At 62.7% G+C, this 20,633-nt stretch carries 18 protein-coding genes; 13 read left to right on the forward strand and 5 right to left on the reverse strand.

Annotated features, from left to right (window positions below; translation table 11 throughout):
• Positions 1 to 65: 65 nt before the first annotated feature.
• The gene (locus tag ASE36_RS02015; RefSeq protein WP_062275136.1) at positions 66 to 842 is read left to right on the forward strand and encodes an SDR family NAD(P)-dependent oxidoreductase; all 777 of its coding nucleotides are present in this window, start codon (positions 66 to 68) and stop codon (positions 840 to 842) included.
• Here the strand turns inward: ASE36_RS02015 and ASE36_RS02020 are convergent.
• Positions 832 to 1,041 carry a hypothetical protein gene (locus ASE36_RS02020; RefSeq protein WP_062275138.1) on the reverse strand — a complete coding sequence of 70 codons (210 nt, stop codon included), beginning with the start codon at positions 1,039 to 1,041 and terminating at the stop codon, positions 832 to 834. The two genes, ASE36_RS02015 and ASE36_RS02020, sit on opposite strands and share 11 nt — an antisense overlap.
• A 163-nt stretch (positions 1,042 to 1,204) precedes the next feature.
• Between ASE36_RS02020 and ASE36_RS02025 the strand changes: the two genes are divergently transcribed.
• The 3 genes from ASE36_RS02025 to ASE36_RS02035 are packed head-to-tail and all read left to right on the forward strand — an operon-like array spanning position 1,205 to position 3,219.
• Complete coding sequence (locus tag ASE36_RS02025; protein ID WP_062277854.1) at positions 1,205 to 1,627, forward strand: YciI family protein; 423 nt, start codon at positions 1,205 to 1,207, stop codon at positions 1,625 to 1,627.
• Entirely contained in the window at positions 1,627 to 1,989 is a 363-nt protein-coding gene (locus ASE36_RS02030; protein WP_062275140.1) for a YciI family protein, read from the forward strand. Before ASE36_RS02025 ends, ASE36_RS02030 begins: the two co-directional genes overlap by 1 nt.
• Before the next feature lie 9 nt (positions 1,990 to 1,998).
• Positions 1,999 to 3,219 (forward strand): RNA polymerase sigma factor, encoded by a 1,221-nt coding sequence (locus tag ASE36_RS02035; protein WP_062275142.1) that lies wholly within the window; start codon positions 1,999 to 2,001, stop codon positions 3,217 to 3,219.
• Here ASE36_RS02035 and ASE36_RS02040 read toward each other — a convergent pair whose 3' ends face one another.
• The gene (locus tag ASE36_RS02040) at positions 3,220 to 4,593 is read right to left on the reverse strand and encodes an aspartate aminotransferase family protein (RefSeq protein WP_062275144.1); all 1,374 of its coding nucleotides are present in this window, start codon (positions 4,591 to 4,593) and stop codon (positions 3,220 to 3,222) included.
• Positions 4,594 to 4,786: 193 nt separating this feature from the next.
• Here ASE36_RS02040 and ASE36_RS02045 point away from each other — a divergent pair, with 193 nt between their 5' ends.
• The 5 genes from ASE36_RS02045 (at position 4,787) to ASE36_RS02065 (ending at position 11,705) form a co-directional block, all read left to right on the forward strand.
• Positions 4,787 to 6,145 (forward strand): glutamine synthetase family protein, encoded by a 1,359-nt coding sequence (locus ASE36_RS02045; RefSeq protein ID WP_062275146.1) that lies wholly within the window; start codon positions 4,787 to 4,789, stop codon positions 6,143 to 6,145.
• A 238-nt stretch (positions 6,146 to 6,383) separates the two neighbouring features.
• The gene (locus tag ASE36_RS02050; RefSeq protein ID WP_062275148.1) at positions 6,384 to 7,985 is read left to right on the forward strand and encodes a peptide ABC transporter substrate-binding protein; all 1,602 of its coding nucleotides are present in this window, start codon (positions 6,384 to 6,386) and stop codon (positions 7,983 to 7,985) included.
• A 60-nt stretch (positions 7,986 to 8,045) separates the two neighbouring features.
• The gene (gene oppB / locus ASE36_RS02055; RefSeq protein WP_062275151.1) at positions 8,046 to 8,969 is read left to right on the forward strand and encodes an oligopeptide ABC transporter permease OppB; all 924 of its coding nucleotides are present in this window, start codon (positions 8,046 to 8,048) and stop codon (positions 8,967 to 8,969) included.
• Entirely contained in the window at positions 8,962 to 10,095 is a 1,134-nt protein-coding gene (locus ASE36_RS02060) for an ABC transporter permease (RefSeq protein ID WP_062275152.1), read from the forward strand. Before oppB ends, ASE36_RS02060 begins: the two co-directional genes overlap by 8 nt.
• 2 nt (positions 10,096 to 10,097) lie before the next feature.
• Complete coding sequence (locus tag ASE36_RS02065) at positions 10,098 to 11,705, forward strand: ABC transporter ATP-binding protein (protein ID WP_062275154.1); 1,608 nt, start codon at positions 10,098 to 10,100, stop codon at positions 11,703 to 11,705.
• Positions 11,706 to 11,769: 64 nt separating this feature from the next.
• On the opposite strand, the gene ASE36_RS02070 is transcribed toward ASE36_RS02065, so the two are convergent.
• Positions 11,770 to 12,687: a diacylglycerol/lipid kinase family protein gene (locus ASE36_RS02070; protein ID WP_062275156.1), complete on the reverse strand. Its 918-nt coding sequence runs from the start codon at positions 12,685 to 12,687 to the stop codon at positions 11,770 to 11,772.
• Positions 12,688 to 12,947: 260 nt separating this feature from the next.
• On the opposite strand from ASE36_RS02070, the gene ASE36_RS02075 reads away from it, so the two are divergent.
• Entirely contained in the window at positions 12,948 to 14,171 is a 1,224-nt protein-coding gene (locus ASE36_RS02075; RefSeq protein WP_062277857.1) for an MFS transporter, read from the forward strand.
• Between the two features lie 4 nt (positions 14,172 to 14,175).
• Here ASE36_RS02075 and ASE36_RS02080 read toward each other — a convergent pair whose 3' ends face one another.
• A complete protein-coding gene (locus ASE36_RS02080) occupies positions 14,176 to 14,790 on the reverse strand; it encodes a L,D-transpeptidase (RefSeq protein WP_062275158.1) in 615 nt (204 codons plus the stop codon).
• 402 nt (positions 14,791 to 15,192) lie between these two features.
• Here ASE36_RS02080 and ASE36_RS02085 point away from each other — a divergent pair, with 402 nt between their 5' ends.
• Positions 15,193 to 15,918, forward strand: coding sequence for a pentapeptide repeat-containing protein (locus ASE36_RS02085; RefSeq protein ID WP_062275160.1), 726 nt, complete (start codon positions 15,193 to 15,195; stop codon positions 15,916 to 15,918).
• A 210-nt stretch (positions 15,919 to 16,128) separates the two neighbouring features.
• Here ASE36_RS02085 and ASE36_RS02090 read toward each other — a convergent pair whose 3' ends face one another.
• Complete coding sequence (locus ASE36_RS02090) at positions 16,129 to 17,790, reverse strand: electron transfer flavoprotein-ubiquinone oxidoreductase (protein ID WP_062275162.1); 1,662 nt, start codon at positions 17,788 to 17,790, stop codon at positions 16,129 to 16,131.
• 287 nt (positions 17,791 to 18,077) lie between these two features.
• Between ASE36_RS02090 and ASE36_RS02095 the strand changes: the two genes are divergently transcribed.
• Positions 18,078 to 19,472, forward strand: coding sequence for an FAD-binding oxidoreductase (locus ASE36_RS02095; RefSeq protein WP_062275164.1), 1,395 nt, complete (start codon positions 18,078 to 18,080; stop codon positions 19,470 to 19,472).
• Positions 19,473 to 19,628: 156 nt separating this feature from the next.
• Positions 19,629 to 20,540 (forward strand): NAD(P)-dependent oxidoreductase, encoded by a 912-nt coding sequence (locus ASE36_RS02100; protein ID WP_062275166.1) that lies wholly within the window; start codon positions 19,629 to 19,631, stop codon positions 20,538 to 20,540.
• Positions 20,541 to 20,633 lie beyond the last annotated feature (93 nt).

Genomic DNA, 20,633 nt, shown 5'->3' on the forward strand with positions numbered 1-20,633 from the left:
GACCGGCCTTGCCAAATGACGGCAGGGCCGGTCTAAGCTTGTCCGACAACAGGAGGAGTTTGACCATGACCACCACGCTCACGATCCCCGATCTCGCCGGCAAGGCCGTTCTCATCACCGGGGCCTCCAGCGGTATCGGCGAGGCGCTGGCTCGGGCCTTTGCTGCCCAGGGTGCGTTGGTCGGGCTTCATTACAATTCAAACAGCGAAGCGGCGCATGCGATCGCCCACGACATTGAGGCAGCCGGCGGCAGCGTCGTGCTGGTCAAGGCTGACGCTGCTTCATCAGAGGCCATGCCCGAGGCCGTCGCCCATGTCGCGAAAACCTTCGGGCGGCTCGATGGCGTGATCAACAATGCCGGCAGCATGATCGCGCGCGTGCTCTACGAGGACATGACGGACGCGCAATACGACAAGGTGATGGATGTGAACGCCCGCTCCGTGCTCTCCACCACCCAGGCCGCGATTGCGCATCTGAAGATCCGTGGTGGTTTCGTCATCAACACGACTTCGGTCGCCGCACGCACCGGCGGCACGGCGGGTTCCGGCGTCTACGGCTCATCCAAGGCCTTTGTCGGGGCCGTTACAAAGGGCATGGCGCTCGAATTCGGCAAATACAATGTCCGCGTCAACGCGGTCGCCCCAGGCGTCATCACCACGCCCTTCCAGGACAAATATGCACTTCCCGGCCAGCTCGATCAGGTGGCTGGGAGCGTGCCCTTGAAGCGCACCGGCACGCCGCAGGATTGCGTCGGCGCCTATCTCTTCCTCGCGTCGGAAAGTCTGTCGGGCTACATTACTGGGCAGACGATCGACGTGAATGGCGGGCAGTTTATGCCGTGACCCTGGAGCGTTGGCGCTCGAACCATCGACGCCAGCCGCTCGGTTTATTGACAGCGACTTGAGCCTTGCCCGTTTCGATCGGGTTCAGTCTGGCTGTTGTCGCCCTGTCCGGCTGCGTCGTTTGGTGGGTGCGCCTGTCAGCCTGTGTCTGCGCGGTTTCGACCAGCGCCTGGATCAGGGCGGCCTCTAGAATGTGCATGTCGTATCCTCCAGCGTGTTTCCCCCCTGGTCGGACACGGCATCAGTCTTTCGACAGTCGAATTTTATTTTTCCTCCGTCCCGCAGGCCTGTCGATTTGCCGGCCCCGGCTTCGACTAGCGGCGATGTCTGCGCTAGGATCGCCAGACGGAATGGAGGAGACGATGAAATTTCTATGTCAGGTTTGGCTCGATGAAACCGTGATGCAGGCTGTGAGCGAGGCCGAGCGCCGCGAACTTGACCGGCAGTCGCTGGCTTACGACAAAGAGCTCGCCGAGCGGGGACACCTCGTGCTGGCCTCGCCGCTCGCAGCGCCGGAGACGGGGCTGACACTCCGGGTTCGAAACGGCGAATTGTCGACCACCGACGGCCCCTTTGCCGAAACGCGTGAACATCTCGGGGGCTTCCTGCTTCTCGAGACGCGCGACCTTTCGGAAGCGGTGCAGATCGTCGGCCGCGTGCCGATCGCCCGCTATGGCAGCATCGAGGTCCGGGCGCTTTCGGACATTCCCGTTCATGACGGGCCAGAGGCTGACGAAGGCGTCGGTCGATCTGGCGGAGCCGCTGTTCCCCCGGAGCGGCGCTGATGCGCTTCGTCTGCTTCATTCACACCGACCCGCAGGACATCGCCGCGATCTCGGATGACAATCACCGGCGTATCGTTGCTGAACATTTCGCGTTTGACGAAGCGATCACGGCGACGGGGCACCACATCGCCTCGGAAGCGCTGGAAGATCCCCATCGTTCGGTCTCCATCCGGCGCTCGGCCAATGGCGCGACGGTGAGCGATGGTCCCTTCGCCGAAGCGCGCGAGCATATCGGCGGCTTCTACCTGCTTGAAGCCGGCTCTCTGGACGAGGCAATCCGGATCGCCTCCGGCATCCCGTCCCTGCAGCACAGTTCGGTCGAAATCCGCCCGGTGCGGACACTTGTTCTCGATGGAGAATGAGGGAGACCTTTGAGCGATCCGGTTACCGAAACGATCGAGGCGACGTACCGGCAATCGGCACCGCGCATTCGTGCGACCCTGGTCCGCCTGCTCGGCAGTTTCGATCTGGCGGAAGAAGCCCTGCATGACGCCTTCGTGCAGGCAGCCGTCGACTGGCCGATAAAGGGTTACCCGCGCAACCCGGTAACATGGCTGATCTCGGCCGGACGCTTTCGCACGATCGACCGGCTCAGGCGGCGCGCCCTCATCGACCGGCAGCGGGACGATCTTGCCTATCTGGCAGAGATCGAGCAGGGACAAGAGGAGGAGTTTGTGGCGATCGAAGACGACATGCTGAGGCTGGTCTTCACCTGCTGCCATCCGGCACTTCCCATGGAAGCCCGCATTGCGATGGCGCTGCGCGAAGTCTGCGGGCTGACCACCGAGGAAATCGCCCGCGCTTTCCTGACATTGCCCCCGACGATCGCGCAAAGGATCGTCCGTGCCAAAGCAAGAATTCGTACGCAGCGCATCGCCTATGTCGTGCCGGACCGGCAGGACCTTCCCAAACGGCTGGAGGCGGTGCTGGGGGTCGTCTATCTTCTGTTCAACGAGGGGCATGCCCGAGCGGGGGCCGCCGTGCGGCTCTCCGAGGATGCGCTCCATCTCGCGCGCCTGCTGGTCGATCTCCTGCCTGATCCCGAATGTCTGGGACTGCTGGCCCTGATCCTCATCCAGCATTCACGCCGCAAGACGCGCCTGGATCCCGATGGGCAGATCATACTTCTTGCCGATCAGGACCGCAGCCTCTGGGACCGGGCGATGATCGGCGAGGCGGAGACCTTGCTGGAGCGGATCAGGCAGGCCGGCGAAATCGGCACCTATGGTCTGCAGGCGGCGATCGCCGCGTGTCACGCCCGGGCCGCAACCATGGCCGAAACCGACTGGCCGCGCATCCTCCACCTCTACGACCTGCTACAACAGGCAGCACCCTCTCCCGTGGTCGCGCTCAATCGTGCGGTGGCGCTTGCGGAAGTGCATGGCGCGCAGGCGGGGCTGACTGAGGTCGAGAGGCTGCTGAGCGATCCGGCTATGCAGCGCTACCACGCAACCCACACCGTTGCCGCCGACCTGCAGAGACGGCTGGAGCGGATAGAAGACGCGCGACGCAGCTACATCACGGCGCGCACCCTTGCCTCGCAACAGCACGAAATCCGCTTTATCGAGGCCCGGCTCAACGAACTCGCGTGATTAACCCTCGCCGCGATTGTCCTTCAGCCAGTCCAGGCCATTGCGCAGCGTATCGACGGCCTGGTCTATCTCGGCGCGCGAGATGATCAGCGGCGGCGAGAAGAGCATGCGGTCGCCGGTGGCGCGCAGGACCACGCCGGCATCGACGCATTGGTTGCGCACCGCGGTGCCGGTGTCGTCGGGCTTCTTGAAGCGGCGGCGGGTGGCCTTGTCGGCGGCAATCTGCACAGCACCCATCAGGCCGACGCTGACGGCTTCGCCGACTAGTTCATGGTCGGTGAGCGAGGCAAGGGCCTGGGCGAGATAGGGACCGGTGTCGTCGCGGACGCGTTCGACCAGGCCTTCTTCCTCGATGATGCGGATATTTTCGAGAGCGGCGGCAGCGGCCACGGGGTGACCGGAATAGGTGTAGCCGTGGTAGAAATCGCCGAGTTCGTTGACCATGACTTCCGCCACGCGATCCGAGACCAGCACGCCGCCGATCGGGAGGTAACCCGACGACAGGCCCTTTGCGATCGGCGCGAGATCCGGCTCGAAATCGTAATGCTGGTGGCCGAACCACGAGCCGAGGCGGCCGAAGCCGGAGATGACTTCGTCGGCGACGAGCAGGATCTGGTACTTGGCGCAGATGCGCTTGATTTCCGGCCAATAGGTCGAGGGCGGCACGATGACGCCGCCGGCCCCCTGGATCGGCTCGGCGACGAAGGCTGCGACATTCTCTTCGCCGAGTTCGAGGATCTTTTCCTCAAGCTCCCGCGCGACTTTCAGGCCGAAATCCTCGGGCGAGAGATCACCGCCTTCGGCATACCAATAGGGCTGGTTGATGTGGTGGATGCCCTCGATCGGCAAGTTCCCCTGCTCGTGCATCCACTTCATGCCGCCCAGCGAGGCGCCGGCGACCGTCGAGCCGTGATAGGCGTTTTTGCGGGCAATCACCTGCGTCTTCGTCTCGTGGCCCAGTGCCTTCCAGTAGACGCGCGCCATGCGGAACCAGGTGTCGGAGGCTTCGGAACCGGAATTCGAGAAGAAGACGCGGTTGATCTTCGGGCCGGTCTTTTCGGCGATCTTCTGGGCCAGCAGCGTGGTCGGTGGCGTCGTGGTGCCGAAGAAGGTGTTGTAGTAGGGCAGTTCCAGCATCTGGGCATGCACGACATCGGCGATCGACTTGCGGCCATAGCCGACATTGACGCACCAGAGGCCGGCAAAGGCGTCGAGATACTGCTTACCCGTCGCGTCCCAGATATGAACGCCTTCCGCCCGGGTGATGATCTTGGTGCCGGCCGCGTTCAGCTTCTTCATATCCGAGAAGGGATGAAGGTGATGGGCAGCGTCGATGGCACCGAGGTTGGAGACGGCGGAGAGCGGCTTGTTCATGGGTCTGGATCCTTGACCGGGGCGGAAACACCTGCCCACTCGGCCAAACATGGTCCGCAGAGCCGGCTTGCCCCGCATTGAAAGGCGGAACATTATCGGCTACGAACATGACCTTCCAAAACGCGTTTGGCAAGGCACCGATTGCCGCGTTCCTCCGGCCAAATCCGCCCTTAAAAGCCAGCGAGAGTTCCCCATGACAGCATCGACCGAGGCCGCCGATCAGACCGCAGCCGACCCTTCTGCACGCATCGAGGTGCTGCTCGTCGGCATGAATGGCGACCTCAGAGGCAAGATGATCCCGCTCAAAGCCGAGGACAAGGTCTGGAAGAATACGGTGCGCCTTCCGGCCTCGACGCAGTCGCTCGACATCTGGGGCGACGACAATGACGACATCACCAGGATCTCGCTGACGCTCGGCGACCCCGATGGCATCTGCACGCCGGACAGGAATTCGCTGACGACCCTGCCCTGGGGTCCCGAGGGCTCCAAGCAGGTGCTCGCCACCATGCACACGCTTGATGGAGAGCCGCACTACGTCTGCCCGCGCGCGATCCTCGCCAGCGTCATGAAGCGCTTCGAGGCGAAAGGCCTGACGCCGGTCGTTGCCACCGAACTCGAATTCTACGTCATGGAGCCGGATTTCCGGGAGACCGGCGTGCCGATGCCGCCAAAGGCGCTTGTCATGAACGGCGAGGTCGAGGGCTACCAGCTCTATGACATGCGCGCGACCGCCGCGATGGAGGACTTCCTCGGCACCGTGCGCGAATATTGCGACCATATGGGGCTGCCGGCGGACGCAACGACGGCCGAATTCGGCCCGGGGCAGTTCGAGGTCAACCTCCTGCACAAGCCCGACGCGATGGCGGCGGCCGATGACTGCATCTATCTGAAGCGCGTCGTCGATTTTGCCGCCCGCCGCCATGGCTTCAAGGCCACCTGCATGGCCAAGCCTTACGGAGACCATGCCGGCTCGGGCCTGCATGTGCATGCCTCGATCATCGACAAGGACGGCAAGAACATCCTGGATGCCAAGGGCGGCGATCCGGTGAAGCTCAAGTCGATCACCGCAGGCATGTTGAAGAGCATGCAGGATGCGCAGTTGATCTTCGCGCCCTTTGCCAATTCCTATCGCCGCTTCCAGCCGGGCTCCTTTGCGCCCGACAAGATCGACTGGGGTTTCGGCAATCGCGGCACGGCGATCCGCATCCCGGACAAGGACGGCCCCGCCGCCCGCATCGAACACCGCGTCGCTGGTGCGGACGCCAATCCGCATCTGCTGCTCGCCGCCATCCTCGGTGGTATCCTGCTTGGCCTCGAAGAAGACCTCGATCCCGGCCCGGTCACCACGCCGGACAGCGCGCCGGAGAACCCCGACATGCTGACCTATGATTTCCTGACGGCGGTCGAGCGCTTCCGGAACTCGGCCTTCATCAAGGATATCTTCGGCGCCGAATACCAGCGCATCTATGGCGACACGAAGCGCAAGGAGGCGATGGCCTATCTGCGCACCGTGTCGAGCTTCGATTACCAGACCTATCTGCCGCGGATCTGATCCCTCAACGCCAGGTGTCCATGCGGGCGGCGCAGTAGCGCCGCCTGTCGCATATTGACTACGAGATGACGCGCTAATAAAATTTCGTCATAAGCCCGTCACACGAAATCTTTGAACCAAGTCACAGGCTTGGGTGACAAAAGCCCCTTAAATTTGGGGTAGTTCACTACAAATCAACTTGCCAGCGCCAAGTGAATGCTCTTCTCTGCCCTTTCCGTAAACGTAAAAGGGGAAAAAAATGACAATCCAAACCCGACGACTTCTTGGCACAGCCCTTCTTCTCGGCTCACTGTTGACCGGCGCGAGCCAGGCGCTCGCCGAAGCCGTTCTGCATCGCGGCAATGCCGGCGAACCGCAGACCCTCGACTACGCCCACATCTCGATCGACATCGAAGGCTTCGTCGTCCGCGACATGTTCGAAGGCCTGACCATATTCAACGCCAAGGGTGAAGTGGTTCCGGGGACTGCCGAAAGCTGGACCGTTTCCGACGATAGCCTGACCTACACGTTCAAGATCCGCGACAATGCCAACTGGTCCGACGGAACGCCGGTGACCGCCGAAGACTTCGTCTTCTCGATGCGCCGCCTGGAAGATCCGAAGACAGCTGCCGAATATGCCGGCATTCTCTACCCGATCAAGAACGCCGAGAAGGTGAACAAGGGCGAAGTCCCGGTCGACCAACTCGGCATCAAGGCCGTCGATGCCAAGACCGTGGAAATCACGCTCGAGCGTCCGACCCCGTTCTTCCTGCAGCTTCTCGCCCACTACACCGCGCTGCCAATCAGCAAGGCCAACTTTGAAAAGTTCGGCGATCAGTTCGTCAAGCCGGGCAACATGGTGTCCAACGGCGCCTTCAAGCTCGAAGCGCATGTGCCGAACGACACCCTGACCGTCGTCAAGAACGACAAGTACTGGGATGCCGCCAACGTCAAGCTCGACAAGGTCATCTTCTACCCGATCGACGACGATGCCGCTTCCGTACGTCGCTTCGAAGCCAAGGAAATGGACCTCGTCTACAACTTCTCCGCAGACCAGATCAAACGCCTGCGCGAAACCTACAACGACCAGGTCCACGTGACCCCGTCGCTCGCCACCTATTACTACGTCTTCGACAACCGCGAACCGCCCTATAACGACGTGAACGTTCGTCGCGCGCTGTCCATGGCCGTCGACCGTGACTTCCTCGCCCAGGAAATCTACGCTGGCGCCCAGCTTCCGGCTTACAACCTCGTTCCCCCGGGCATGCCGGGCTATGGCCAGGGTCCGGTTCCGGATTTCGCCTCGATGTCGCAGATCGACCGCGAAGACAAGGCCGTCGAGCTGATGAAGGCCGCAGGCTACGGTGAAGGCGGCAAGCCGCTCAACATCGAGATCCGCTACAACACCAACGCCAACCACGAGCGCGTCGCAACCGCCGTTGCCGACATGTGGAAGAACACGTTCGGCGCCAAGGTGTCGCTGGTGAACCTCGACGTGGCCTCGCACTACGCCTACCTGCAGGAAGGCGGCAAGTTCAACGTCGCCCGCGCCGCCTGGTCGGCCGACTACGGCGATCCGGAAAACTTCCTGGCGCTCAACACCAGCACCAACACGACGTTCAACTACGGCAAGTACAAGAGCGAAGAATACGACTCGCTGATGAAGCAGTCCTATGATGAGCAGGATCCGGCCAAGCGCATGGAAATCCTGAAGAAGGCGGAAGAGGTCCTGAACAACGACCAGCCGATCGCCCCCTTCATGAACTCCGCCAACCTGTGGCTCGTGTCCTCGCGAGTCTCCGGCTGGGAAGACAATGCTGTCAACGAGCATCTGTCGAAGTTCCTCAGCGTTTCCGAATAACGAACAAAAGGGATCGGCGCGCGGCAGCATGATGGCTGTCGCGCGTCGGCTTTTATCACCATGATCTCATTCGTCCTGCGCCGGCTCATGAGCGCCGTGCCCACCGTGTTCGTCGTCGTGACGATCTCGTTCTTCCTGATGCGCTTCGCGCCTGGTGGTCCGTTCAGCCTCGAACGTCCGCTCCCGCCGCAGACCATGGCCAATGTCATGGAAACCTACAGGCTCAACGACCCGCTCTGGAGCCAATACCTCAACTATCTCGGCAATGCCTTCAGAGGCGATTTCGGCCCGAGCTTCATCTACAAGGACAACACGGTTGCCGAACTGATCGGCAAGGCCCTGCCCTATTCCGTCGAACTCGGCCTCTATGCGATCCTGATCGCGCTGATCGGCGGCGTCATCCTCGGGACGATCGCCGCCCTTCGGCAGAACAGTGCGCTGGACTTCGGCCTGATGGCCTTTGCAACCATCGGCGTCACCGTGCCGAACTTCGTTGTCGGCCCGGTGCTGACCCTGATCTTCGCTGTGATGCTGTCCTGGCTGCCGGCCGGCGGCTGGGGCAATGGCGGCTTCCAGAACCTCATCCTGCCGATGACGGCACTGGCGCTTCCGCAGCTCGCCGTCTTCGCGCGCCTGACACGCGGCTCGATGATCGAGGCGCTGAACGGCGACCATATCCGCACCGCGCGGGCCTATGGCCTGCCGCCGCGCGTCGTGGTCATCACCCATGCGCTGCGTGGCGCCATGCTGCCGGTCGTCTCCTATCTCGCGCCATGTGCAGCGGCCCTGCTCACCGGTTCTGCCGTCGTCGAGAGCATCTTCACCATCCCCGGTGTTGGCCGCTATTTCGTGCTCGGCGCGCTCAACCGCGATTATCCCCTCGTCATGGGCACCGTCATTCTCGTCGCCGTGTTCGTGATCTTCTTCAACCTGCTGGTCGATATCGCCTATGGCCTGCTCGATCCGAGGGTCCGCAATGACTGAATCATCCGTAACCCAGGGCATGGCCCCCGCCGAAGTGGCCGGTCGCAGCCTCACCCAGCTCGCCATGATGCGCTTCAAGCGCAACAAGGCGGCCATGGGCGGCTGCTTCATGCTGGTGCTCATCGTGCTGTTCTCGTTTGCCGGCCCGTTCTTCGTGCCGCATACCTACGACCAGGTCTTCGCATCTTATGTCACCGTGCCGCCGAGCCTTCAGCCGCGTCCCGATCCGGAATCGCTGCAGCAGGTCGCTGAAGGCATTGCCAAGCGGGCGCGCGTGGAGCTGAAAAGCTTCGACGTGTCGAACGGCACCTTTACCTCCGTACTCACCGCCGCAAAGCCGATCGATCCGCGCACGATCCGCTATTTCGATCGCACCAACGAGTTCAAGGAAACCGCCATCCAGGAGACGGGTGCCGACGGCCTCTCGGTCACCGTCACCGGCAAGGTCGATCAGGTCACCTTCCCCTTCGGCACCGACACCAATGGCCGTGACCTCTTGGTGCGCGTCATGCTCGGCGGGCAGATCTCGATTGCCGTGGGCCTCGCCGCAAGTCTCGTCTCACTCGGCATCGGCGTCATCTACGGCGCGACATCGGGTTACCTCGGCGGCCGCATCGACAATGTGATGATGCGTTTCGTCGAAATCCTCTATTCGCTGCCCTTCGTCTTCCTGGTTGTCGTGCTCGTCGTCTTCTTCGGGCGATCGGTGGTGCTGATCTTCGTCGTCATCGGGGCGGTGCAATGGCTGGAGATGGCCCGCATCGTGCGCGGCCAGACGCTGTCCCTCAAACGCCGGGAATTCGTCGGCGCGGCCGAAGCGCTCGGCCTCACCGACTGGCAGATCATCCGCCGGCACATCATCCCCAACACGATCGGCCCCGTCATCGTCTTCGTCACGGTCGTCGTGCCGCAGGTGATCCTGACCGAGAGCTTCCTGTCCTTCCTTGGCCTCGGCGTCCAGGCGCCGCTCGCCAGCTGGGGAACACTGATCTCGGAAGGCACGAAGAACATGCAGAGCGCACCATGGCTCCTGATCTTCCCGGCGATCTTCTTCGTCGCCACGCTGTTTGCCCTCAACTTTGTCGGCGACGGCCTGCGCGACGCGCTCGACCCGAAGGATCGCTGATCATGGACACACACGACACCACGACACCGGTCCTGACCGTCTCGGACCTCAAGGTCACTTTCCAGACCCCCGACGGCACCGTCGAAGCCGTCAAGGGCATCAGCTTCGACGTGAAGAAGGGCGAGACGCTCGCGATCGTCGGCGAGTCCGGCTCGGGCAAGAGCCAGACGATGATGGGCATCATGGGACTTCTCGCCAAGAACGGTACTGTCACGGGTACCGCCATGTATGGCGGCACCAATCTCGTCGGCCAGCCGCTCTCGACGCTCAATCAGGTTCGCGGCTCGAAGATCACCATGATCTTCCAGGAGCCGATGACCTCGCTCGATCCACTCTACCGGATCGGCCGGCAGATCGCCGAACCGCTGATCCATCATCGTGGCATGAGCAAGAGTGCTGCCCGCGCCCGCGTGCTGGAGCTGTTGAAACTCGTCGGCATTCCCGACCCGGAACGGCGCATCGACAGCTATCCGCACGAGATGTCGGGCGGTCAGCGACAGCGCGTGATGATCGCCATGGCACTCGCCAACGAGCCAGACGTGCTGATCGCGGACGAGCCGACAACAGCACTCGACGTCACGATCCAGGCGCAGATCCTGACGCTGCTCGCCGACCTGCAGAAGCGGTTCGGCATGGCGATCGTCTTGATCACCCACGATCTCGGCGTGGTCAAACACGTGGCTGACCGGGTCGCCGTCATGCGCAAGGGCGAGATCGTCGAACAGGGCACGCGCGACGAGATCTTCAACGGCGCCCAGCATGATTATACGAAGATGCTGCTCGCCGCCGAACCAACCGGCACGAAAGCGCCGCCGGCCGACGATGCGCCCATGGTGCTGGAAGGCCGCAACGTCATCGTCGATTTCGACATCGGCGGTGGCGGGTTGTTTGGCAAGGCACGCACCTTCCGGGCGGTCGATCAGGTCAGCATCCGCCTTCGCCAGGGCCAGACCATCGGCATCGTCGGCGAGAGCGGTTCGGGCAAGTCGACGCTTGGCCGCGCGCTTCTGAAGCTTCTTCACGCGGACGGTGCCTTCCGCTTCGGCACCACCGACATCAGCGGTCTCGACCGCGCCGGCATGCGGCCCTTCCGCAAGCAGATGCAGCTCGTCTTCCAGGACCCCTATGGTTCGCTCTCGCCCCGCCAGACCGTGGGCGAGATTATCACCGAAGGGCTTTACGTGCACGAGCCGCAGCTCAGCCGCGCCGAGCGTGACCAGCGAGCCATTGCAGCCCTCAAGGAAGTCGGTCTCGATCCGGCCGCCCGCAACCGCTATCCGCACGAATTCTCCGGCGGCCAGCGGCAGCGCATCGCAATCGCCCGCTCGATCATCCTCAAGCCCAAGGTCGTCATCCTCGACGAGCCGACGTCTGCGCTCGATCGCTCGGTGCAGCGGCAGGTGATCGAACTCCTGCGCGACCTGCAGGACCGCTACGGCCTTTCCTATGTCTTCATCAGCCACGACCTCTCGGTCATCCGGGCGATGTCGGACCATGTGGTGGTGATGAAAAACGGCAAGATCGTCGAGCAAGGCGACACGGAAGCGATCTTTGATCATCCCGCAGAGGACTACACCAAGGCCCTGATCGCGGCAGCCTTCAGCCACTGACGAACAGGCCTCGTCTGCAGTGAAAACGAAAACGGCGATCCGATCGGAAGCGCCGTTTTCAGTTTCAGACCGCGGCCACGGGCGGCGGCACAAGGACCTTCAACTCGGCGGGGTGGATCTTGAGTTCCACATCCGCCGGCATGCGCAATAGCTCGCCATCGAGCACGCAGGCCGCTCCCTTGCGGTGGCGGGGGAAATGCAGGTGGACATTCCGCGCGGTAGAAGCGGTCACCGCCTCATTCTCCTTGAAGCGTCCCCGCAGGATGTCGATCGCGAGCTTGCCGACGCCGGTCGGCTCCAGCGGTTCAGCGAGATAAACGCCCAGCATGCCGGTATCGACCCTGTCGGCGAAGAACAGCGAGTTGTTGCCGAGCGGGTTGTTCGAAACCGAGATGGCCGAGACCGGCCGCTCGTCGCTTTTGCCGTCGCCGTCGATATCGAAGATGACCTCGAAACGTGGCGGATCGAGCATCACGCCGAAAGCGGCACTGGTGCTCGCCCGGATCTTGCCGATGCGCGAGGCAAAGTTCATCTGGTTGCGCATGCGCACCATGCGGGCATGCAGACCGGCGGAGAACTGATGCACGAAGGGGCGACCATTCGCGGTGGCGATGTCGACAGCGGTCACCCGGCCTTCTGCCAGAACGTCGAGCACCTTCCAGATGTCGAGCGGCAGCTTCAGCGAGCGGGCAAAGAGGTTCATGGTGCCGGCCGGCACGACGCCGAGCGGCAGACCTGCCTTCCAGGCAATGCCGGCAGCCGCCGAAATCGTGCCATCGCCGCCGCCGGCCACGACAGCTTCGACGCCAGGCGCTGCGACCGCCTTTTCCAAAGCCTCCACGATTTCGTCACCGGCGACAATGGCGCAGTCGAGATCATGGCCCTGCTTGGCAAAGGCTTCCGTTGCGCTCGCGCAATAGACCTGCATGTCGGTGGTCTTGAAGGTGCCGCCGTCGCGATTGAGTACCGCCTTGATCTTCATGAAATCCCTTAAAGCCCCCGGCCAACGCGGTCACAACGTGCGGCCGGAGCAAAAGTTTCGGTTCTGCCTCAGATCGCGAGTGGCACGGGCAAATTCAAGGGCGAGCAATTGTCGAAGTGGCGAACAAAAGCCTTTGCTGCGATGCACATGGACATGATAAACAACAATCTCATTTGTCATCCCGTGCGTCGCACCCCTCTCCCATCAAGGCTTCCCTGAAGCATTTTTGCGCCCGTCTCTGCGGCGCCCCTGGTGTTTTCATGACCGATTGTTCCACCCTCGACAGCCTGCAAACCCGCGCGAACGATAAGACTGGCTTGAGCGCCACCGCCATCCTGCTCATCGAAATTGCACTTGCCGCCGGCGGTTTCGGCATCGGTACCGGCGAATTCGTCATCATGGGGCTTCTGCCGGAAGTCGCGACCACCTATGGCGTGAGTGTGCCGCAGGCCGGTCACGTCATCTCGGCCTATGCGCTAGGCGTCGTCTTGGGAGCGCCGATCATTGCAGCACTCGCTGCCAAGCTGCCGCGCAAGACGCTTCTCCTGATGCTGATGGGGATCTTCGCGCTCGGCAATTTTGCCAGCGCCCTGGCGCCCGGCTTCCTCAGCTTCACCGCGCTTCGCTTCATCACCGGTCTGCCACACGGCGCCTATTTCGGTGTCGCAGCCCTCGTTGCCTCGTCCATGGCGCCGCCGCATCGCCGCGTGCGCGCCGTCGGGCGGGTCATGCTGGGGCTGACCATCGCCACCCTCGTGGGCACGCCGATCGCCACTTTCCTCGGCCAATTGATGGACTGGCGCGCCGCCTTCCTGATGGTCTCCGCCATCGGTGCGCTGACCGTCGCACTCATCGCGATCTATCTGCCGAAGGACAGAGTGGTCGAGGGCGCCAGCATGCTGCGCGAACTCTCCGCCTTTGGCCGACTGCAGGTCTGGCTGTCCATGGCCGTCGCCGCCGTCGGCTTTGGCGGCATGTTCGCGATCTTCAGCTACATCGCCAAGACCGTGACCGACACGGCAGGTCTGCCGGCCAGCATGGTCGCTGTCGTCTTGGCTCTCTTCGGGATCGGCATGAATGTCGGCAACATTGTCGGCAGCCGGATGGCGGACCGCTCGCTCAACGGCACGATCGGCGGCATGCTCGCCTTCAACATCGGGCTGATGAGCGTCTTTTCGCTGACCGCGCACAATCCGGTCATGCTGTGCATCTGCGTCTTCCTGACCGGCTGCGGCTTTGCCGCCTGCCCGGCCGTACAGACCCGGATCATGGATGTGGCGGCGGAGGCAAAAACGCTGGCAGCGGCCACCATCCACTCGGCTTTCAATCTTGCCAATGCGCTCGGCGCCTGGCTCGGCGGCCTCGTCATTGCCGCCGGCTATGGTTATGGCGCGACCGGTTATGTCGGCGCCGTGCTCTCCGCCTTCGGCCTGATGATTTTCCTGATTTCGGTCGCGCTCGAAAGGAAGGTCTCAGGCCGCTGACGTCTCAGGCCTGCAGGACCACGACCTTGGTGCCGACCTTCACGCGTTCGTAGAGGTCGATCACATCGTGGTTCATCATGCGCACGCAACCCGACGACATGGCCTGGCCGATCGACCAGGGCTGGTTGGTGCCGTGAAGGCGGAACATGGTGTCGTTGCCGCCGCGATAGAGATACATGGCGCGTGCGCCGAGCGGATTGTTCGGACCGCCGGGCAGACCGCCGGCATATTTCATGTTCTTTTCCGGGTCGCGGCGCAGCATGTTCGGCGTCGGCGTCCAGGTCGGCCATTCGGCCTTGCGACCGATATAGGCATTGCCGGCCAGGGCATAGCCGTTGCGGCCGACGCCGATGCCGTAGCGCATCGCCTGACCATCGCCCAGCACGTAATAGAGCCGCCGCGCCGGCGTATCGACCACAACAGTTCCTGCCGGATGGGTGGTCTCATAGGCCACTTGCTGACGGCGCAGTTCCGGCTTGATCTTCTCGATCGGCACCGCCTTCAGCGGATGCGGCTCTTCTGGCAGATCGCCATACAGGGCCTGCTGGTTCGGCATGGACTGGCAACCGGCGATGAAAAGCGGCAGGCCGAACAGAAGACCGCGGCGGGAAATGGTCATGATGAGGCGTCCTCGACATACGATTCGTTGCCGGAAAGCCTAGGGAATTTATGGTTAATCAAGGGTTAAGCGGCACGCTCGCTCTTAACCTTGGTGGCAAAGATGTGGCAGGCCTCCTGCACCCGACAGCATGTCGCGCTTTCGCTCATGCCGGCGACCGCGTGCACCGAGGGCATTGGCCGCGCCCTCTCAAGCCCCAGTGGAATGGCCGGGAACCGTAGGGGGCCTCGGCAGCTTAGATATGCGCAAGAAGACCTGATCATCCGAATATGTGACATCCGGTGGATGTGCAGGGTGGACGAAATGCAATAAGGTCTTCAGGCGAAGTGGATAGGGCGTGACGGCGAGAACCTGAAAGGTGCGGTTGGCGTGAATAGAGCTTTTTTCGGCAGACGGTTGCAGATGCAGTCGGCAAGATGCCGCAGCCGCTTGGCTTTTCTGTCTCTGGCCCTTACGGCAACCAGCGGCCTTCTGGTGGTCGTTCCCGCACAGCCGACCCTCGCAGCCGGCCAATGCCGCGAGGCTCCCGGACCCTCGGTGGACTGGAGCGAATGCACCAAGCGCATGCTGATGCTCGGCGGCAGCATTCTCGACGGTGCCAACCTCGCCAATGCCGACCTGAGCGGAACCGACCTTACCGGCAGTAGCCTGAAGGCCGCCAATGTCACCAAGGCGAATATGGTGCGCACCTCGCTTGCGCAATCCGACCTGACAGGGGCCGATTTCGACAAGGTCGAGGGGTATCGCAGCGACTTCCCAGGCGTGAAGGCATCGGGTGCGAGCTTCGTTGCCGCCGAACTTCAGCGCTCCGATTTCACCGGCGCCGATCTTCGCACTGCCGATTTCACCAAGGCAGAGCTTGGCCGGGCAATCTTTGTTGAAGCGACCTTCGAAAACACCCATTTCTCCATGGCCAACCTGTCACGCGCCCAGTTTCACAGTGCAAGCTTCAAAGGCGCTGTCGACTTCACCGATGCCTTCTTGTTTCTGACGCGCATCGAAGGCGTGGATCTGACGCAGGCGAAAGGCCTGAAGCAGGATCAGATTGCGCTTGCCTGCGGCGATCCTTCGACCAAGCTGCCGCCGAGCTTGACTGCTCCGCCCAGTTGGCCGTGCCCGGACGAATAGGCTGAGGTAGCTGGGACGCGTATTCCCACCCGGCGCGATGTCCCTCTACCGCACCGGCTCGACTTCGCGATCACGAAGCGTCTTGTTGGAATGCCCCATGGAATGCGAAAAGGCGGCCTCTCGACAGCCTTTTCGTTTAGTCATGTTTCGACACGGCTGCCCGTCCCGGGCATCGTCCACGCAAAGCCGTTCGGCCCGGCCATCCGATCCTTACATGTTCGGATAGACCGGCCCCTCGCCGCCCTGCGGCGGCACCCAGGTGATGTTCTGGTTCGGGTCCTTGATATCGCAGGTCTTGCAGTGGACGCAGTTCTGCGCGTTGATGACGAAGGTTTCCTCGCCATCCTTTTCCACCCATTCATAAACGCCGGCCGGACAGTAGCGGGTCGACGGGCCGGCATAGACGCCGAGTTCCGAACGCTTCTGCAGGTCCATGTCCCTCACCTTGAGATGGACCGGCTGGTCTTCCTCGTGGTTGGTGTTGGAAAGAAAGACCGAGGACAGACGGTCAAAGGTCAAGACGCCGTCCGGCTTCGGATAGGCAATCGGCTTGTGCTTGGCGGCGGGCTCCAGCGATTCCGCATCGGTCTTGCCATGCTTCAACGTGCCAAAGAAGGAGAAGCCGAGAAGCTGGTTCATCCACATGTCGATGCCGCCGAGGCCAACGCCAAGTGCCGTACCGAGCTTGGACCAGAGCGGCTTGACGTTGCGCACCCGCTTCAGGTCCTTGCCGATATCGGTCGAACGCCATTCGTTCTCGATCTCGATCGGCTCGTCATTGGCGCGGCCGGCCGCGATGGCAGCTGCGATCTTCTCTGCCGCCAGCATGCCCGACAGCACGGCGTTGTGAGAGCCCTTGATGCGCGGCACGTTGACGAGGCCGGCGGAACAGCCGATCAGCGCGCCACCGGGGAAGGAGAGTTTCGGCACAGACTGGTAGCCGCCTTCGGTGATGGCGCGAGCGCCATAGGAGAGGCGCTTGCCGCCCTCGAAGGTCTTGGCGATCGCCGGATGCGTCTTGAAGCGCTGGAATTCTTCGAAGGGATAGAGATAGGGGTTCTTGTAGTTCAGGTGCACGACGAAGCCGACGGCGACCATGTTGTCTTCGAGGTGATAGAGGAAGGAGCCGCCACCGGTCTTCATGCCGAGCGGCCAGCCGAAGGAGTGCTGCACAAGACCCGGCTTGTGATGCTCGGGCTTGACCTGCCAGAGTTCCTTCAGCCCGATGCCGAACTTCTGCACGTCGCTGTCGCGTGACAGGTCGTATTTCGCGATCAGCTGCTTGGCAATCGAGCCGCGCACGCCTTCCGAGATCAGCACATATTTGCCGAGAAGCTCCATGCCGCGGGTATAGGCCGGGCCTGGCTCGCCATTCTTTTCGATGCCCATGTCGCCGGTCGCAACGCCGATCACCGCGCCCTCGTCATTGTAGAGCACTTCGGAGGCTGCGAAGCCCGGATAGATCTCAACGCCCAGTGCTTCGGCATGGCTGCCCAGCCAGCGACAGACATTGCCGAGCGAGACGATATAATTGCCGTGATTGTTCATCAGCGGCGGCATCAGGAAGTTCGGCAGACGGATCGAACCGGCGGGGCCCAAGAACAGGAACTGGTCGTCGGTGACCGCAGTCTTGAAAGGATGGTCAGCTTCCTCGCGCCAGCCGGGGATCAGCTTATCGACGCCGACTGGATCGACTACGGCACCGGAGAGGATATGGGCGCCGACTTCTGCGCCCTTTTCCAGCACGACGACCGACAATTCCGGATTGACCTGTTTGAGGCGAATGGCGGCAGACAGGCCGGCAGGGCCGGCGCCGACGATCACCACGTCGAATTCCATGCTTTCGCGTTCAGGCAGTTCCATCTCGGTCATATTGTCATTCCTCGCCAGGCGGTGCGTTCCGCCATCCTCCTTGACAAAACCCAACCGGATTGTCGAGCCGAAGCGCGACGCGCAGAGGCGCAAATTCCGGCAGGGCGGTGTGAGGCGGAAGAATATCTTACGTGCACGTAAGGGTCAATGCGACATTCCCGCCTTTGCGGACAATGCCAGCCGGGCGACAACCGGTCGCTCGCAGAGCCGCGTTGATGCAAAAGGGCCTTGCCAGTCGCCGGCTAAGCGTTTCAAGAGAAAGCCAGACTCGACCGGATAGCAAGATCATGCCGCACTGGACCGCAAACAGCCTCGCCGACGCCCTGAAGGACCTGCATCCTGACCTGCGCGTCCTCGGCCCCGAGGCGCTTGCGGGACGACATCCGGGCGAACATCCGGACAATCTCGCAGCCGGGGTCATGGCACTGCCCGCCACCACCGAAGCGGCGGCGGCGCTGATCGGTTGGTGCCGGGCAAATCACATTACAATCATGCCGCAGGGGGGAACCAGCGGACTGGTCGGCGGGGGCGTGAGCCGGGCCGGCGAGGTGATCCTGTCGTCGCAGCGGCTCAACCGCATCCTGGCCATCCGCCCGGAGGAATCCACCGTTGAGATAGAAGCCGGCGTGACGCTCGAAGCGCTGCAGGCCGCTCTTCTCCCGCACGGCCTCACCACCGGCATCGACCTCGGCTCGCGCGGCAGCGCCACCATCGGCGGCATGCTCTCGACCAATGCCGGCGGCATCCTTGCCTTCCGCAATGGCGTCATGCGCCATCAGATCCTCGGCCTCGAGGCGGTTCTGCCGTCCGGCGAAATCTTTTCGGACCTGACACGAGTGGTGAAAGTGTCCGCGGGGCCCGACCTCAAGCAGTTGTTCATCGGCGGCGAAGGCGCCTTCGGCTTCGTCACGCGCATCGTCATGACGGTCGAGCGATTGCGGCCGCAGCGGGTGACAGCCCTTCTCGGCGTGGCGGACGCCGCGTCTGCCCTCACCGTGGTCTCGCATCTGCGCGGCTTGAGCGCGGTCACCCTGGAAGCGGCGGAAATGATGTGGCCGCGTTACGTGAAAGAGCATGCGGCCTTGAAAGGCTTCGATCTTGGCTGGCTGGAAGACGATGCCGCCATGCTGCTCGTCGACGTCTCGGCCGAGACGCAGGAACAGGCGGCAGGACAGCTGGAGGAGGCGCTCGCCGACCTCTGGGACCGGGCCGACCTCAAGGGTGGCATCATCGCACAATCCTTCGAACAGTCACGCCGGTTCTGGGATTTGCGCGAAGACTCCGGTTTCTACTTAGCCCGCTTCCCCGAGGCACCCTCCTTCGACATTTCGATCCCGCCAACGGAACTCGATGCCTATGTGGCCGACCTTCTGGAAGGCCTGCGCCGGACCGGCAGCGGCTATGAAGCCTATGTCTACGGGCATGTGGCCGACGGCAATCTGCATATCGCGCTCGCCGCCCCCGGCCCGCTGCCGAAGGACATCAAGCACGCCGTCGAAGACGCGGTCTATGGCGGTGTCACGGCACGCGGCGGCAGCTTTTCGGCCGAACACGGCGTCGGCCTCGAAAAGCGGGATGCCTATGGCCATCACGTGTCCGCTCTCAAACAGAGCCTCGCGCGGCAAATCAAGGCGCTGCTCGACCCGGACGGTCTGTTCAATGCCGGCAAGGTCCCCTTCTAAAGCTCCCCTCGCCCCTTTGATGAACGGCGGCGACCATAAAAGTTGCGCCCGCCTGTTCCTCCTGCGTCACCGGATGTCGCACGTCAAAATCTGCCTTTGAACCTCCGCCCGCTTTGTCGCAGTCTCTGGCAAAACGCCAGCAGGGGACAAGACGACATGGCACTCACTTATGGTTTCATCGGGCTCGGCCATCTCGGTCGCCATCTTGCCGGCAGCCTTGTCAGGGCAGGCTTCTCCGTCGTCGTCAACGACCTCGATCCCAAGAATGCCGAGGAGCTGGTCGCAGCCGGTGCCCGCTTCGCCGCTGATCCGCAGGCCGTGGCCGAGGCCGTCGATGCCGTCGTCACCTGCCTGCCCTCGCCCAAAGTCAGCGAGCGGGTGCTGACCGGCGAGCGCGGTATTCTCAAGGGTCTGAAACCCGGCGCGACCTGGATCGAGATGAGCACACTCGACGAGCAGGAAGTGTTGCGCCTCGGCAAGATCGCAGCAGACGCCGGCGTGCGCATGCTGGAATCCCCCGTCACCGGTGGCGTACATCTCGCCGCCTCCGGCGAGATCACCGTGATCCTCGGCGGCGACGAGGATCTCTACGACCTGCATCTCCCGGCACTCAAGGCCATGGGCAAACAGATCTTTCGCGCCGGCCCGCTTGGCAAGGCTTCGGTCATCAAGGTAATCACCAACATGCTCGCCTTCATCCACCTGATCGCGACAGGCGAAGCGCTGATGCTGGCGAAGAAGGGCGGCATCGACCTCACTGACGCCTTCAACATCATCAAGGCCTCCTCCGGCAACAGTTTCGTGCATGAAACCGAGGGCCAGGTGATCCTCAACGGCAGCTACAACATCAACTTCACCATGGATCTTGCCGTCAAGGATCTCGGCTTCGCGCTGGGCTTCGGCCGCGACTTCGGCGTCCCCCTCGACCTCGCTTCGCACGCGATGCAGACCTTCATCCGCGCCCGCGCAGCTTATGGCAGTGATGCCTGGTCGTCGCAGGTGGTCAAACTCCTGGAGGATGCGACCGGCACGGATCTGCGCGCGCCCGGCTTTCCGGCGGAGCTTTGAGGGCGACGGTGTAAGGAGACGGGAAAGCGGTTCTGCACCCTTTCCCCTGCCCCGCCCCCTTGCTAGGGTCCGGCCAAACACATCGCATCAGGG

The organism is Rhizobium sp. Root274 (assembly GCF_001429245.1).
Lineage (GTDB): Bacteria > Pseudomonadota > Alphaproteobacteria > Rhizobiales > Rhizobiaceae > Allorhizobium.

Bases quoted from the DNA above. Each gene is read 5' to 3' on its own strand.
- ASE36_RS02045 (WP_062275146.1), top strand. From the start codon at position 4,787: ATGACAGCATCGACCGAGGCCGCCGATCAGACCGCAGCCGACCCTTCT.
- oppB (WP_062275151.1), top strand. From the start codon at position 8,046: ATGATCTCATTCGTCCTGCGCCGGCTCATGAGCGCCGTGCCCACCGTG.
- ASE36_RS02100 (WP_062275166.1), top strand. From the start codon at position 19,629: ATGGCACTCACTTATGGTTTCATCGGGCTCGGCCATCTCGGTCGCCAT.
- ASE36_RS02070 (WP_062275156.1), bottom strand. From the start codon at position 12,687: ATGAAGATCAAGGCGGTACTCAATCGCGACGGCGGCACCTTCAAGACC.
- ASE36_RS02065 (WP_062275154.1), top strand. From the start codon at position 10,098: ATGGACACACACGACACCACGACACCGGTCCTGACCGTCTCGGACCTC.
- ASE36_RS02095 (WP_062275164.1), top strand. From the start codon at position 18,078: ATGCCGCACTGGACCGCAAACAGCCTCGCCGACGCCCTGAAGGACCTG.
- ASE36_RS02080 (WP_062275158.1), bottom strand. From the start codon at position 14,790: ATGACCATTTCCCGCCGCGGTCTTCTGTTCGGCCTGCCGCTTTTCATC.
- ASE36_RS02075 (WP_062277857.1), top strand. From the start codon at position 12,948: ATGACCGATTGTTCCACCCTCGACAGCCTGCAAACCCGCGCGAACGAT.
- ASE36_RS02015 (WP_062275136.1), top strand. From the start codon at position 66: ATGACCACCACGCTCACGATCCCCGATCTCGCCGGCAAGGCCGTTCTC.
- ASE36_RS02030 (WP_062275140.1), top strand. From the start codon at position 1,627: ATGCGCTTCGTCTGCTTCATTCACACCGACCCGCAGGACATCGCCGCG.
- ASE36_RS02050 (WP_062275148.1), top strand. From the start codon at position 6,384: ATGACAATCCAAACCCGACGACTTCTTGGCACAGCCCTTCTTCTCGGC.
- ASE36_RS02025 (WP_062277854.1), top strand. From the start codon at position 1,205: ATGAAATTTCTATGTCAGGTTTGGCTCGATGAAACCGTGATGCAGGCT.
- ASE36_RS02060 (WP_062275152.1), top strand. From the start codon at position 8,962: ATGACTGAATCATCCGTAACCCAGGGCATGGCCCCCGCCGAAGTGGCC.
- ASE36_RS02085 (WP_062275160.1), top strand. From the start codon at position 15,193: ATGCAGTCGGCAAGATGCCGCAGCCGCTTGGCTTTTCTGTCTCTGGCC.
- ASE36_RS02040 (WP_062275144.1), bottom strand. From the start codon at position 4,593: ATGAACAAGCCGCTCTCCGCCGTCTCCAACCTCGGTGCCATCGACGCT.
- ASE36_RS02020 (WP_062275138.1), bottom strand. From the start codon at position 1,041: ATGCACATTCTAGAGGCCGCCCTGATCCAGGCGCTGGTCGAAACCGCG.
- ASE36_RS02090 (WP_062275162.1), bottom strand. From the start codon at position 17,790: ATGACCGAGATGGAACTGCCTGAACGCGAAAGCATGGAATTCGACGTG.